Source organism: Microbacterium sp. Root166, from assembly GCF_001427145.1.
Classification (GTDB): domain Bacteria; phylum Actinomycetota; class Actinomycetes; order Actinomycetales; family Microbacteriaceae; genus Microbacterium.
This window is the reverse complement of record NZ_LMGL01000003.1, coordinates 447,682-461,485: the sequence shown is the minus strand read 5'-3', so window position 1 is coordinate 461,485 and position 13,804 is coordinate 447,682. Positions and strand designations below refer to the sequence as shown.

Sequence of the window (13,804 nt, the reverse complement as noted above, 5' to 3'; positions counted from 1 at the left end):
CCTCGCCTCAGCTGCCGAAACGGCGATCCCGGTCCGCGAAATCGCGGATCGCGCGAAGGAAGTCGACCTCGCGCAGGTCGGGTCCGAGCGCCTCGACGAAGTAGAACTCGCTGTGCGCGCTCTGCCAGAGCAGGAAATCGCTGAGCCGCTGCTCGCCCGACGTCCGGATCACGAGGTCGGGATCGGGCTGGCCGCCGGTGTAGAGGTGCTCGCCGATCTGCTCGGGAGTGAGGCTCGCCGCCAGCTCCTCGAGCGAGCCGCCGCCCTGATCGTGCTGGGCGATGATGCTGCGCACGGCGTCGACGATCTCACTGCGGCCGCCGTAGCCGACCGCGAGGTTGACGTGCAGGCCGGTGTTGCCGGCCGTGCGCTCCTCGGCCTCGGCGAGCACACGGGCGAGGTCCGACGGCAGCAGGTCGGCGCGGCCGACGTGCTGCACCCGCCAGTCGCGCTCCAGCGACAGGCCATGGGCGAGCTCGGCGATGATCTCGATGAGGTCCGAGAGCTCCTGCGAGTCGCGCTTGCGCAGGTTGTCGGTCGACAGCAGGTACAGCGACACGACGCCGACGCCGACGTCGTCGCACCACTCGAGGAAGTCCCGCATCTTCGCTGCGCCGGCGCGATGGCCGTGAGCAGCCGAGTCGAAGCCGAGCTGGCGAGCCCAGCGCCGGTTCCCGTCGATCATCATCGCGACGTGGTGCGGGACGACGTCCGGGGTCAGACGACGGCGCAGGCGGTTGATGTAGAGCCGGTAGAGGGGTCCCCTGCCCTCGTTCGACCTCGCGCGCGCCACACGCCTACGCTACCCTCCCGCCGGACCGCACCCTAGCGTGGGACCGAGTCCCAGCATCCGCGGTACTGAGTATGTACGTCCGCGTGCATGCGCCGCGCCCTAGTCTTGGGTCATGAGCCGCCGTGCACCCGAAGGCCCCGACGTCCCCGAGCTTCCCCTGATGGATGCCGCGGCCGTCGACGCCGCGGCGCCCGAGCTCAAGCCGACCTGGAGAGGCTGGATCCACGCCGGCACGTTCCCGGTCGCCATCGTGGCCGGCATCATTCTGGTGCTGGTGGCGCAGGGCGCCGCAGCGAAGTGGGCGTGTGTCGTGTTCGCCGCGTCGTCGCTGCTGCTGTTCGGCAACTCCGCGCTCTACCACCGCTTCAACTGGAAGCCGAAGACGCGGGCCGTGCTCAAGCGGATCGATCACGCCAACATCCTGCTGCTCATCTCGGGCACGTACACCCCCATCGCAGTCCTCGCGCTCCCGCCCGAGCAGGGTGCGATCCTGCTCGTGATCGTCTGGTCAGGCGCGCTGGCAGGCATCCTGTTCCGCGTCTTCTGGCTCCACGCGCCGCGCTGGCTGTACGTCGCCCTGTACCTCGCGCTCGGCTGGGCGGCCGTGATGTATCTGCCGGACCTGCTGCGCGCCAACGCCGCCATGATGGTCCTCGTGGCCGTCGGGGGCCTGCTCTACACGGGCGGCGCCATCGTCTACGCGATGAAGAAGCCGAACCCGTGGCCCGGCCACTTCGGCTTCCACGAGATCTTCCACGTGTGCACGGTGCTGGCGTTCCTCTGCCACTGGACGGCGTGCCTGCTCATCGCGATGGACCCGCTGTCGCCCTCACTGGGCCTGCCCGGCTGATCGGGCGGATCAGGCCCGAGGCGTGCTTTCGGGCGCGTCGTCGCCCGCACCGGACTCGTCCGCGGCACGCTGCTCCGCCTCGAGCTCGTCGAGTTCGTCGTTGATGTCGGCGCGGACGCGGCCGCGGCGGATCCGGCGCATCATGTCCCAGACCAGGAAGATGACCGCCAGCGCGACGAACGTGATCGCGAAGAAGCCCCAGGGGCCGGGCGTGACGAGCTCCGGGTCGATCAGCGTCGGAGTGGGCGTGGGGGTGGCCTGAGCCGCGACCCGCGCGAGGGCGGCGATCGCTTCGTGCATGGGAGTCCTCGTTCTGCCGGATGCGCGGCGTCCCGCTGGCGTCGGCCGCACCTGGAAGCGCATAGCCTGGTAGCACCAGCCTAAATCTTCCGACGGACCGGCGATGACGACACAGGACATGCTCGACGAGCGATACGGGCGGCGACGCTCGCCGGCTCGCCGCTGGGTCGTGGGCATCGCCGCCGCTATCGGCGTCGCCGTCGTCGCGCTGTTCGGCTGGTTCGCCGTATCGAGCTCGCTGGACGCCGTCGATGCCGACACGACCGGATTCGAGGTCGTCGACGCGCACGAGGTCACCCTCACCTTCCAGGTCGTCGCGCCGGTCGGCCGCAGCGTCGCGTGCGCCATCGAGGCGCAGGACGTCGAGCACGGCGTCGTGGGATGGCGGATCGTGGAGTATCCGGCATCCGATCAGCACGCCCGTGCTTTCCGCGAGTCGATCCCCACCACCGCCGAGGCCACGACAGGTTTGGTCAACTCCTGCTGGGTGACATAGTCTGGCTCGACTGATCGATATCTCACGCCCTGGCCGGGAGCCGGGGCGTTTGACATATCGCCCCTGCCCCCGCAGACCCAAGGAGTCAGACGTGTCCGCCGATGCCCCCGTGACCTTCCTCACGCAGGATGCCTACGACCGCCTCGCCGCCGAGCTCGAGCACCTCTCGACCACGGGCCGCGAGGAGATCGCGAAGAAGATCGAAGCCGCGCGCGAAGAGGGCGATCTCAAGGAGAACGGCGGCTACCACGCCGCCAAGGACGAGCAGGGCAAGCAGGAGGCGCGCATCCGCACCCTCCAGCACCTGCTGAAGACGGCCACCGTCAGCGAAGCGCCCGAGAGCAACGGGGTGGTCGAGCCCGGCACCGTCGTCACGGCCATCGTCGCCGGCGGCGAAGAGGTCTTCCTGCTCGGCAACCGCGAGATCGGCGTCGGCTCTGAGCTCGACGTCTACAGCGAGGCCTCTCCCCTGGGCGCCGCGATCCTCGGCCGCAAGGAGGGCGAGAAGACCTCGTACACCGCCCCCAACGGGCGCGAGATCGCCGTCGAGATCGTCAAGGTCGAGACCTACCTCGGCCAGTAGGTCGGAGTTTCCCGCGAGGGGTCAGTCGGGCACGACGGTCGGCGCGTAGCCCGCCTGCTCGAGCGTCGAGATGACGTGCGCCCGGTGCTCCTCGCCGCGCGTCTCGACGCTCAGCTGCAGGATGACCTCGCTGATCTGCAGGCCCTGTCCGTGACGGGTGTGCAGCACCTCGATGACGTTCGCGCCCGCCTGCGCGAGCAGCTCTGAGACCCGAGCGAGCTGCCCCGGGCGGTCCGGCAGCGGCACCTGCAGGGTCATGTACCGACCGGATGCCGCGAGCCCGTGTGCCACGACGCGCTGCAGCAGCAGGGGGTCGATGTTGCCCCCGGACAGCACGGTCACGGTCGGACCAGAGGCCCGCACCTTGCCCGCGAGGATCGCGGCGACGCCGACGGCCCCCGCCGGTTCGACGACCTGCTTGGCGCGTTCCAGCAGCACCAGCAGGGCACGCGCGATGTCGTCCTCCGACACCGTGACGACGTCGTCGACGAGATCGCGGATGATCTCGAACGGCAGGTCGCCGGGACGCGCGACGGCGATGCCGTCGGCGATCGTCGGGCGCGTGGCGACGTCGAGCGGATGCCCCGCCGCCAGCGAGGCAGGATAGGCCGCGGAGTTCTCGGCCTGGACGCCGATGATGCGCACCGTGCGCCCTTCCACGGCCGCGCGAGCCTTCACGGCGGCCGCGACGCCGGCGATGAGACCGCCGCCGCCGATGCCCAGGATGATCGTGTCGAGGTCGGGCAGCTCGTCCATGAGCTCGAGCCCCAGCGTGCCCTGGCCGGCGATGACGTCCGGGTGGTCGAACGGGTGGATGAAGACGGCGCCGGTGCGCTCGGCGAACTCGGCGGCCAGGCGCAGCGGCGTCTCGACCGTCGCGCCCTCGAGGATGACCTCGGCACCGTAGCCGCGGGTGGCCAGGAGCTTCGGCACGGGCACGCCCAGCGGCATGAAGATCGTCGCCGGGATGCCGAGGGACTTGGCCGCGAGCGCGACGCCCTGCGCGTGATTGCCGGCCGAAGCCGCGACGACTCCGCGCGCGCGCTCCTCGGGGGTCAGCCGGGAGAGCCGGTAGGTCGCCCCGCGGATCTTGAAGGAGCCGGTGCGCTGGAGGTTCTCGAGCTTGAGGTGCACGGGCGCCCCGAGCTGCTCCGACAGGTGGAGGGATTCATCGAGCGGCGTGCGCGCGATCACGCCCTCCAGGGTGGCGGCGGCATCCGCGAAGTCCTCGAGGGTGGGGCGGGCGAGATGGCGCGCGGGGGTGGTGCTCAACTGCGGGTCCTCCTCGGACGCGGAACGGTGCTCCAGATCAGATCGCCCACGGGTTTGACGCCGGTCTGCCACGAGCGCTGGGCGATGTAGACGGCGACGACGTTGACGAAGGCGGCGAGCGGCACCGCGAACAGCGCGCCGGGGATGCCGGCGATCATGGCGCCGCCGGCCACGACCAGCACGACCGCGAGTGGATGGACCTTCACGGCCGAGCCCATGAGGAGCGGCTGGAGCACGTGGCCCTCGAGCTGCTGGACTCCCAGCACGACCACCAGCATCCACAGCGCGATCCACGGGCCGTTGTAGACGAGGGCGAGGAAGACGGCCACCGTGCCGGTGAGCACGGCACCCACGATCGGCACGAAGGCGCCCAGGAAGACCAGGACGGCGATCGGGATGGCGAGCGGAACGCCCAGCAGGAACGCACCGAGGCCGATGCCGACCGCGTCGATACTCGCCACGAGCAGCTGCGTGCGGGCGTAGTTCACGACGGTGACCCACCCCGCGCGTCCAGCGCCGTCGGCGGCCGGGCGGGCGCGCTGCGGGAAGAGGCGCAGCGTCCACCGCCAGATCCCCGCGCCGTCGGCGAGCAGGCAGAGCAGGATGAAGAAGGCGAGGATGGCGCCGGCGAGCACGTGGCCGACGGTCGAGCCGATGGCCAGGGCGCCCGACCAGAGCAGCTCGGCCTGCTCCTGGACGAAGGTCCAGCCCTGGGCGAGGAGATCGTCGATCTGATCCTCGGTGAGGTGCAGGGGTCCCTCGATGAGATACTGCCGGAATCGCTCGATCGCGTCCACGGTGCTCGCACGCACCGACGACCACTGGCGCCCGACCTGCCAGGCCACGAGCCAGATCAGGCCGGTGACGATCGCCAGGGTGCCGGCGACCGAGATGACGATGGCCAGCCAGCGGGGAACGCGGTGGCGGAGCATCCACGTGAAGACCGGCCAGAGGAGTGCGGTCACGAGGATCCCGACGAGGAGCGGGATGACCAGGAGCTTGAGCTGGATGACGAGCCAGATCGCGACGCCGATCGCCGCGGCGACCACGAGGAACCGCCACGAGTACGCGGTGGCGATGCGCAGCCCCCGCGGGATGCTGCCGGACAGGTCTGTCGTGACGACCCTGTTGCGGTCGCGGAGGGCGTCGAAAAGCGAGCCGCGTGGCTTTTCCTCGGAGCCGCTCATTCCGCCAGTCTAGGCGGGACGCATGCCGCGACGGGGATGTGATCGCGGCCCCCACGGCCGTCCGGCCGGGTGTCCGTGCTCCTCGCTAGGCTGGCGCCCGTGAAGAGCTCGCTCAGCGGCCCCGAGGCCCGACGCATCGCGCTCGCGGCCCAGGGTTTCTCGAGATCGCGCCCGGCCGCGGCAGGAACCCGGCAGCTCAACCAGGCGATGGCGCGCATGGCGACGCTGCAGATCGACTCGGTGAACGTGTTCGCTCGGTCGCACTACATGCCCCTGTTCTCGCGGCTCGGGTCGTACGACACCGCCGCGCTGGACCGGCTGCTGTTCGCGCGGCGTCCGGCCTACACCGAGTACTGGGCCCACGTGGCCGCCTTCATCCCGGCGACCGACTGGGCGCTGTTCGGATTCCGCATGGACGACCTGCGAGCCAAGTACGGCAGCGCCGCCGGCGGCTGGTTCGACAGCCACCGCGACATCGTCGAGTGGGTGCGCGCCGAGCTCACCGAGCGCGGGCCGCTGCGGCCCGCGCAGATCGAGCACGACGCGAAGAAGGGCGGCGCTCGCGGCCCGTGGTGGGACTGGGACGTCGTCAAGCGCTCGCTCGAGTACCTGTGGATGTTCGGCGAGGTCGCCGTCGCCGGGCGCCGGGGGTTCGAGCGCCGCTATGCCATGGCTCACGACGTCCTGCCGGCCGAGGCGCTCGCCACGCGGATCGATCGCGACGATGCCGTCCGCGAACTCGTGCGCCGGGCGGCCAAGGCGTACGGCGTCGCCACCGCGGCCGATCTCGCGGACTACTGGCGCATCAACGACCGCGGTGCGATCCTGGCGGCCGTGGCCGATCTCGAGAGCGCCGGCGAGCTGCAGCCGGTCACGGTCGACGGCTGGACCCGCGGCGGGCGCCCGATGCCCGCCTGGGTCCACACCGAGGCCGCGCTCCCCCGACGCGTCGACGCCGCCGCCCTGCTGACGCCCTTCGACCCGGTCGTCTGGTTCCGCGATCGCGCCGAGCGGCTGTTCGACTTCGAATACCGCATCGAGATCTATACGCCGGCGCCCAAGCGCCGCTACGGGTACTACTCGCTGCCGGTCCTCGTCGGCGACGACATCGTCGGGCGCATCGACCTCAAGGCGGATCGGGCACGCTCGACGCTGCTCGTGCAGTCGGCCTGGTGGGAGCAGAGCGCACCCTCCGGCGCCGCCGCGCGCGTGGCCGACGAGCTGCGGACCGCGGCGCGGTGGCAGAGACTCGAGTCGATCTCGGTGTCGCGGTGGGGCGACGCGGTCGACGACATCGCCGACGTCCTGCCCGAGGCCGCACGGCACGAGGCGCGGGCGGAGGTCGCTCCGGTCCTCGCCGTCGAGCCCGCGGGCTAGCGTGGAGGGGTGAAGCAGAGGACGGTCGTCGGGATCGGGGTCGCGGCAGTCGTCGCGATCGTCGTGGCGGTCGGCGCCGTGATGCTGCTGAACCGCCCCGCGAATCCGGATGCCGCTGCCCGCGCCTTCGTGGAGGCGCTGGCCGACGGAGACGGCGCCCGGGCCTCCGGCCTCCTCGCGGACGCACCCGGAGACGTCGATCTCGCCGCGGCCCTCGAGGGCGCCGCGGAGCTCCTGAGCGAGCCCGTGGTGGAGTCCGTCGACAGTGCCGACCCGCGGCATCCGCTCGCGACGATCTCGTTCCGGCTCGACGACGACGCGCACTCCGCCGCGTTCCACCTCGTCGAGACCGATTCGGGGTGGCGTGTGGACGCGGACGCGCTCGGCACGGTGACCGTCACCACTTCGGTCGGCGACACGGTCGTCGCGGGCACTGCGCGGATCCCCGCGGGCGCGGAGACGCCGCTCCTCCCGGCGGTCTACGACCTCGAAGCCGCCCCGGTCGCAGTGCTCGACGGCGAGGCATCGGCGACCGTGCTGCCCGGCGGGTCGGGGGCGGTCGAGATCCCGGCATCCGTCTCGCCGGATGCCACCGCCGCCGCGCAGGAGCAACTGAACGCCCACGCCGATGACTGCGCCGCTGCCGTCGACGCCGTTCCGGACGACTGCGGGCTGCGCGTGCCCTGGGCGGCGGATCTGGTCTCGCTGGACGCGATCGTGTTCCGCGTCGAGCAGCATCCGGCTCTCGCGCTCTCCCCCGATGCCTCCTCGTTCGACGCGACCGGCGGCGTCATCGTCGCGACCGCACGCGGCACCACGCACGCGGGCACTTCCGGATCATTCACCTACCGGGCGGATGACTGGGCGCTGCGCGGTTCGGTGAGCTTCACCGGCGACGAGATGGTCCTCCTGGTCCGCTGAGGCGGTCAGCCGCCGGCGAGACCCCTCACCTCGAGTCCCAGCCACTGGGCGAGGTCGCGGATCTCGGCGTCCACCGCCGCCGATGTCGCGCCGTCGAACGGCGAGTCCTCGTGGACGGCGAAGACGTTCAGCACGCCCGCCTTGCGATCCGCCTTCGCATCGAGCTTCCCCACGAACCGGTCCCCATGGAGGATCGGCAGCGCGAAGTAGCCCCACCGGCGCTTGGCGGCCGGCTTGTACATCTCGAGCAGGTACTCGTACCCGAAGAGCTCCTCGAGCCGCTTGCGGTCGAAGACGAGCCGGTCGAAGGGAGAGAGCAGAGCGGTGCGCGGAGCGAACCGGTCGACCCCCTCGAGCGCCTCCGCGTCGACCCGCCACGTGCCCGGGGTGTCGTCGACCTCGACCTCGACGCCGATCTCCCCGACGTCGACGGGTTCGATGGGCTGCGCGACGCTCTTGGTCCGCGCGATGCCGAACGAGGCCAGGCGCCGCTCGGCGCGCTCGCGCGCCGCATCCTCGGGCGAGAGCAGGGTCGCATCGGCCGGGTACACCCGCTCCGCGAGATCGAACAGGCGCCCCTGCGCGTCGCGTGACGAGATCGCCACCTCGCCGCGCAGCACGAGCATCTCGAGCAGCTGCATCGAGTTGCGGTTGTTCGTCCACCCGGACGACCGCCACGACACCAGCGCGGTATCGGGGATGTCGGCCGCGCGCAGCGGCCCCTCGGCCCGGAGCTTGGCCATCACGTCCTTGCGGAAGCGATCGTTCGCGGCGAGCCACTCCCGCGCCTCGCGCGAGTGCGGGCGAGAGGCCATGTCGGGGCGCAGGAGCGGAAGGTCCGCCATGGTGCGGTAGAAGCCGCCCCACTCGAAGATCGCGCGGTCCTCCTCGACGAGGCGTGCGAGATCGGCCGGCTGATACGGCCAGCCGAGCCTGCTCCACAGGATCAGGTCGGCGCTCGGCGCGATGGCCGCGGTGGGCTCGATGTTGACCACCGTGAGCGCGTCGATCGTCTCGACGATGCCGGCAGGCCGATCGGCCGAGAGCAGCTGTGACCGCACCGCGATGCGGCGAGCCTGCTCGCGCGAGAGTCGTTCAACCATGGGTGCGAGGCTAGCGCTCGCCTCGGACGCCGGTCGCGGCATCCGTCCCGTGCGTCAGAACTGCACCCGGGGCGGTTCGGAGATGGCTGCGCCGTCGACGACCTCGAAGAACTCGCGCTCGTGGAAGCCGAGGTTGCGGGCGAACAGGTTGTTCGGGAACACCTTGATCTTGGTGTTCAGCTCGCGCACGCCGCCGTTGTAGAACCGGCGCGAGGCCTGGATCTTGTCCTCGGTGTCGACGATGGACTGCTGCAGCTGCAGGAAGTTCTGGCTCGCCTGGAGCTGCGGGTAGGCCTCGGCCACCGCGAACAGTGACCGCAGCGCCTGCTGCATGTGTCCTTCGGCGACACCCGCATCGGCGGGCCCGCCGGCGTTGAGGGTCTCGGCGCGGGCGCGCGTCACGTTCTCGAACACGGCCTTCTCATGCGCCGCGTAGCCCTTCACCGCCTCGATGAGGTTGGGAAGCAGATCGGCGCGGCGCTTGAGCTGCACGGTGATGTCGCTCCACGCCTCGTCGACGCGCACATTGAGCTGGACGAGCGAGTTGTACGTCGCCCACAGATAGATCCCGCCGATGACGACCAGCGCCACCACGATCAATACGGGGATGAGCCATTCCCACATAGCAGTGACTCCGTTCGAGGTTTCCCTCATCCTAGCCAGCGGGGTCGGCGCGCCATCAGCCGCTGGGGAGGACTCTCAGCCGTTACCCATCGAGCACGCGCGCCAGGTAGGGGTTCTGGAACAGCCGCTCGGGATCCAGCCGGTCGCGGAGCGCCGTGAAGTCGTCGAAGCGCGGGTACCGCTCGCGCAGGGCTGCGGCATCCAGGGTGTGCATCTTGCCCCAGTGCGGGCGCCCGTCATGCTCGAGCATGATCTCCTCCACCGCCGCGAAGTACTCGGTGGGGTCCTCGCGCCAGTAGCGGTGGACGGCGATGTAGCCGCTCGCGCGGCCGTGGGCCGTGGAGAGCCAGCGGTCGTCGGCCGCGGCGAAGCGCACCTCGACGGGGAACGAGATCCGCCAGCGGCGCCGGTCGATGAGCGCCCGCAGCTCGTCGAACGCGGGGATGACGTTCTCCGCCGGCAGTGCGTACTCCATCTCGCGGAAGCGCACCGACCGCGTCGTCGCGAAGACGCGCGAGGACAGGTCGGTGAACTCGCGGTTGCCCCACATCTTCACCGAGAGCCTGTTGATCGGCGGGATGGTCGGGGGGATCGTCTTGGCCACGCTGCAGGCGATCTGGTGCAGACCGCTTCCGACGAGGGTGTCGTCGACCCATCTGCCGACGGGCGAGAGCGGATGCCGCGGCGCGCTCTCGGGCAGTCGCGTGTTGGTCTTGGTCATCGCCCGGTCGGTGTGCGGGAACCAGTAGAACTCGAAGTGGTCCGCACCGTCGACGCGCTCGTCCAGGCGGGCGAGTACAGCGTCGAGTGACTCGGACTGCTCGACCGCGTGCAGCACGAACGCCGGCACGCACTGCACGGTGACCTCCACCAGGATGCCGAGGGCACCCAGCCCGAGCGCGACGGCGGGCAGCAGCTCGGCGTTCTCGGTCTCGCTGACCGTGAGCAGCTCACCGGATGCGGTGACGAGCGTGGCTCCGACCACCTGAGCGGCGATGCCGCCGAACCGCGCGCCCGTGCCGTGAGTCCCGGTGGAGATCGCACCGGAGATCGACTGGCGGTCGATGTCGCCGAGGTTCTCCATCGCGAGCCCGTACGGGGCGAGGATCGCCGGCACCTGGTGCAGCCGCGTGCCGGCCCGCAGCGTCACGCGACGGCGCTCCACGTCGATCGCGACCATGCCCGTGAGGTCGCTGAGGTCGAGCAGGACCCCCGGAGCGACGGCGATGCCGGTGAAGCTGTGCCCGGCACCGACGGCCTTGATCTGGAGGCCGCCCGCAGCTGCGGCGGTCACCGCGCGCTGCACCGCCTCCGCGGTGCGGGGGAATTCGACGCGCCGGGGACGCACCGACTCGGACCTCCCCCAGTTCTCCCACCTGCCACCGGGTCGTGTCACAGGAATGCCTTTCCCTCGCCGCGATACGTCGGCACCTCGCCGACGAGGCGGTCGCCGTCGACGACGTGGTAGCGGTCGACCCGCTCTGCCAGCTCGCCGCTCTTGGAGTGCCGGAACCAGACGCGGTCGCCCACGTGGAGTCGCCGGGCGGACTCGCCCTGCAGCGGAGTCTGCACCTCTCCCGCGCCCTCGCGTCCCATCGTCTGCAGCCCGGGCGGCCACACCGGAAGCGGCTGCCGCGACGCGACCGGAGGCCCGGACGCGATCCAGCCGCCGCCCAGCACGGTGGCGATATCGGCCTGCGGCTTGCGCACCACCTCGAGCGAGAACGCTGCCGCGGGGGCCAGGTCGAACGAGCGGTAGCCGTCGAACAGGTGCCCGGCGAGGAGTCCGCTGCCGGCGGTGATCTCGGTGACGGCCTGATCGGATGCCGTGAACTCGAGCGAGCCCGTGCCGCCGCCGTTGACGAACTCGAGCGGCGCGATGTCGCGCAGCGCCGCCACGATCGCGGCGCGACGGGCCAGCAGCTCGTGCGAGGAGCGTCGCTGCATCCAGCGGATGAGCCTGTCGCCCGAGCCGGTGTCATCGCCCTGGCCGGCGATCTGCGCCTCGTACATCATCAGGCCGACGAGCCGGAAGCCCCGGCGCGCGGCGATGGCCCGTGCCAGCGCGGCGACCTCGCCGGGCTCATGCACCGGCGACCGATGGACGCCGATGTGGCCGAGGCCGGGGGCGCGCCAGGACGCATCCGCGTCGATCGCCACGCGGATCTCGGGCCGGGCGCCGGGCGCGGCGACGGCGTCGACGAGGTCGAGCTGCCCGAGGTCGTCGACCATGAGCGTGACCCGGGAGGCGGCCTGCTCATCGACCACCAGCGCGGCCAGGGCGGAGCGGTCCGCGGTCGGGTAGCCCAGCACGACATCGTCGCGCGTCTGTGCGAGCCACAGGGCCTCGGGCAGCGTGAACGCGAGGATGCCCTGGTAGCCGGCCAGCTCGAGGGCGGCGTCGATCACCTCGCGCACGCGAACCGACTTGCTCGCGACGCGCAGGGGCACTCCGCCGGCGCGGACCACCATGTCGAGCGCGTTGTAGCGCAGGGCCGGCAGGCTCAGCGTCGCGACCGGGCCGGAGACGCCGGAGACGGCGTCCTCGAGGCCCCGCCAGAAGGCCGCCGCGTCCTTCCACGGCTCGGCCGCGACGGTCGCCGACAGCAGGTCGAGGCTCATACGTCCCGGCTCCATCGCGCGCACATGGGCACCAGCCTAGACTCCGCGCGGGGCCGTCACCGGCACCGCCGCGGGCCCGGTACCCCCGCTGGGACTCGAACCCAGACTGAAGCGATTTTAAGTCGCCTGCCTCTGCCGATTGGGCTACGGGGGCGCTGCCGAAGCGAACGCCACCACGCTACCGCCCGCTCGTCGGCTGTCGTTCGGTTCAGCGCGCGACGGCGGCCTCGGCCTTGGCCTTGGCCTTGTCGGCCTCGACCTTCTCGGGCTGGTCGGCCCGCTTGCCCTGCTCGCGCGGCACGGCCGGCGGCGTCACCGCGGGCTGGACCGGGCGGGGACGCGCGGCGAACTCCTCGAACACGTAGCGAGGGTTCTGCACCGTCGACAGGTTCACGAGATCGCGGCCGAGCCAGAGGTTGTTCCACCAGCCCCACAGCACACGGAACTTGCGCTCCCACGTCGGCATCGCCAGGCCGTGGTAGCCGCGGTGCGCGACCCAGGCCACCAGGCCCTTGAGAGCGATGTTGCCGGACTGGAACACGCCGTTGTAGAGACCGAGGCCCGCGACGGCGCCGAGGTTCTTGTGCACGTAGTCGCGCGGCAGCTCGCCGCGGAGGACCGCCACCAGGTTCTTCGCGAGGAGCTTGGCCTGGCGCACGGCGTGCTGGGCGTTGGGCACGCAGTAGCCGCCCACACCGCCGCCGGAGAGGTCGGGCACGGCCGAGACGTCGCCAGCCGCCCAGGCGCCCTCGACGATCTCCTCGTCGGAGCCGACCCGCAGATCGGCGCGGGTGCGGATGCGACCGCGCTCCTCGACGGGGAGGTCGCCGCCGCGGACGACGGTCGGGTTGGCCATGACGCCGGCGGTCCAGACGATCAGGTCGGCGGGGATCGTCTCGCCCGTGGACAGCTCGACGACGCCGTCGACGGCGCTCGTGAGCTGGGTGTCGAGGTGCACCGAGGCACCGCGCTTGGCGAGGTCCTTGAGCACCCACTCGCTCGTCTTCAGCGAGACCTCGGGCATGATGCGCCCCATCGCCTCGATCAGGTGGAAGTGCGTGTCGTCGAAGGTGAGCTGCGGATAGCTCTTGACCAGCGACGAGGCGAGCGAGCGGAGCTCCGCGAACACCTCGATGCCGGCGAAGCCGCCGCCGACGACGACGACGGTCAGCAGCCGGTCGCGCTCAGGACCGGCCGGAAGCGTGGCGGCCTTGTCGAAGTTGGACATCAGGCGGTCGCGGATCGCCACGGCCTCTTCGATGGTCTTGAGGCCGATCGCGTTGTCGGCGATGCCGGGGATCGGGAAGGTGCGCGAGACCGCGCCGGCCGTGACCACGATCTGGTCGTACTCGAACTCGTAGGGCTCGCCCACCAGCGGCGTGATCGTCGCGACCTTGCCGGCGTGGTTGATACCGGTGACCTTCGCGGCCACCACGGTCGTCTTCTTCAGGTGACGACGCAGCGCCACCACCGAGTGGCGCGCCTCGATGGAGCCCGCCGCGACCTCCGGGAGGAAGGGCTGGTAGGTCATGTACGGCAGCGGGTCGACGATCGTCACCTCGGCCTCACCACGGCGCAGGTGCTTCTCGAGCTTCCATGCGGTGTAGAAACCTGCATAGCCGCCACCGACGACAAGGATCTTGGGCACGGTGTTGGTCACGGTTGGAGAACTCCCC

General features: G+C 71.1%; 14 protein-coding genes and 1 tRNA gene. 5 read left to right on the top strand and 10 right to left on the bottom strand.

Features of this window, described 5'->3' with window-relative positions; translation table 11 throughout:
• Positions 1-7: 7 nt before the first annotated feature.
• A complete protein-coding gene (locus ASD56_RS13935) occupies positions 8-793 on the bottom strand; it encodes an isoprenyl transferase (RefSeq protein WP_055966893.1) in 786 nt (261 codons plus the stop codon).
• 112 nt (positions 794-905) lie between these two features.
• On the opposite strand from ASD56_RS13935, the gene trhA reads away from it, so the two are divergent.
• On the top strand, positions 906-1,643 hold the full coding sequence (trhA, locus tag ASD56_RS13930; RefSeq protein ID WP_055966891.1) for a PAQR family membrane homeostasis protein TrhA: 738 nt from the start codon (positions 906-908) through the stop codon (positions 1,641-1,643).
• Positions 1,644-1,652: 9 nt separating this feature from the next.
• Here trhA and ASD56_RS13925 read toward each other — a convergent pair whose 3' ends face one another.
• A complete protein-coding gene (locus ASD56_RS13925; RefSeq protein WP_055966888.1) occupies positions 1,653-1,943 on the bottom strand; it encodes a hypothetical protein in 291 nt (96 codons plus the stop codon).
• Between the two features lie 103 nt (positions 1,944-2,046).
• On the opposite strand from ASD56_RS13925, the gene ASD56_RS13920 reads away from it, so the two are divergent.
• Both ASD56_RS13920 and greA read left to right on the top strand, forming a co-directional pair.
• Positions 2,047-2,439: a DUF4307 domain-containing protein gene (locus tag ASD56_RS13920; RefSeq protein WP_055966885.1), complete on the top strand. Its 393-nt coding sequence runs from the start codon at positions 2,047-2,049 to the stop codon at positions 2,437-2,439.
• Between the two features lie 91 nt (positions 2,440-2,530).
• Positions 2,531-3,022: a transcription elongation factor GreA gene (gene greA / locus ASD56_RS13915; RefSeq protein ID WP_055966882.1), complete on the top strand. Its 492-nt coding sequence runs from the start codon at positions 2,531-2,533 to the stop codon at positions 3,020-3,022.
• Positions 3,023-3,043: 21 nt separating this feature from the next.
• Here greA and ilvA read toward each other — a convergent pair whose 3' ends face one another.
• Together ilvA and ASD56_RS13905 are read right to left on the bottom strand one after the other, a co-directional pair.
• Positions 3,044-4,294 (bottom strand): threonine ammonia-lyase, encoded by a 1,251-nt coding sequence (ilvA, locus tag ASD56_RS13910; protein ID WP_055966880.1) that lies wholly within the window; start codon positions 4,292-4,294, stop codon positions 3,044-3,046.
• A complete protein-coding gene (locus tag ASD56_RS13905; RefSeq protein ID WP_055966877.1) occupies positions 4,291-5,481 on the bottom strand; it encodes an AI-2E family transporter in 1,191 nt (396 codons plus the stop codon). The genes ilvA and ASD56_RS13905 overlap by 4 nt, the downstream gene beginning before the upstream one ends.
• A gap of 99 nt (positions 5,482-5,580) precedes the next feature.
• Here ASD56_RS13905 and ASD56_RS13900 point away from each other — a divergent pair, with 99 nt between their 5' ends.
• The gene (locus tag ASD56_RS13900; RefSeq protein ID WP_235565722.1) at positions 5,581-6,858 is read left to right on the top strand and encodes a winged helix-turn-helix domain-containing protein; all 1,278 of its coding nucleotides are present in this window, start codon (positions 5,581-5,583) and stop codon (positions 6,856-6,858) included.
• 9 nt (positions 6,859-6,867) lie between these two features.
• Positions 6,868-7,779, top strand: coding sequence for a hypothetical protein (locus ASD56_RS13895; RefSeq protein ID WP_055966874.1), 912 nt, complete (start codon positions 6,868-6,870; stop codon positions 7,777-7,779).
• Positions 7,780-7,784: 5 nt separating this feature from the next.
• On the opposite strand, the gene ASD56_RS13890 is transcribed toward ASD56_RS13895, so the two are convergent.
• The 6 genes from ASD56_RS13890 to ASD56_RS13865 form a co-directional block, all read right to left on the bottom strand.
• Positions 7,785-8,882 (bottom strand): DNA glycosylase AlkZ-like family protein, encoded by a 1,098-nt coding sequence (locus ASD56_RS13890; RefSeq protein WP_055966872.1) that lies wholly within the window; start codon positions 8,880-8,882, stop codon positions 7,785-7,787.
• Between the two features lie 54 nt (positions 8,883-8,936).
• Complete coding sequence (locus ASD56_RS13885; protein ID WP_055966868.1) at positions 8,937-9,506, bottom strand: LemA family protein; 570 nt, start codon at positions 9,504-9,506, stop codon at positions 8,937-8,939.
• An 82-nt stretch (positions 9,507-9,588) separates the two neighbouring features.
• A complete protein-coding gene (locus ASD56_RS13880) occupies positions 9,589-10,902 on the bottom strand; it encodes a D-arabinono-1,4-lactone oxidase (RefSeq protein WP_055966864.1) in 1,314 nt (437 codons plus the stop codon).
• Positions 10,899-12,128, bottom strand: coding sequence for an alanine racemase (locus tag ASD56_RS13875; RefSeq protein WP_055966862.1), 1,230 nt, complete (start codon positions 12,126-12,128; stop codon positions 10,899-10,901). The genes ASD56_RS13880 and ASD56_RS13875 overlap by 4 nt, the downstream gene beginning before the upstream one ends.
• A gap of 80 nt (positions 12,129-12,208) precedes the next feature.
• Positions 12,209-12,282 (bottom strand) — tRNA-Leu (locus ASD56_RS13870).
• 54 nt (positions 12,283-12,336) lie between these two features.
• A complete protein-coding gene (locus ASD56_RS13865; RefSeq protein ID WP_055967261.1) occupies positions 12,337-13,776 on the bottom strand; it encodes an NAD(P)/FAD-dependent oxidoreductase in 1,440 nt (479 codons plus the stop codon).
• Between the last annotated feature and the right edge of the window lie 28 nt (positions 13,777-13,804).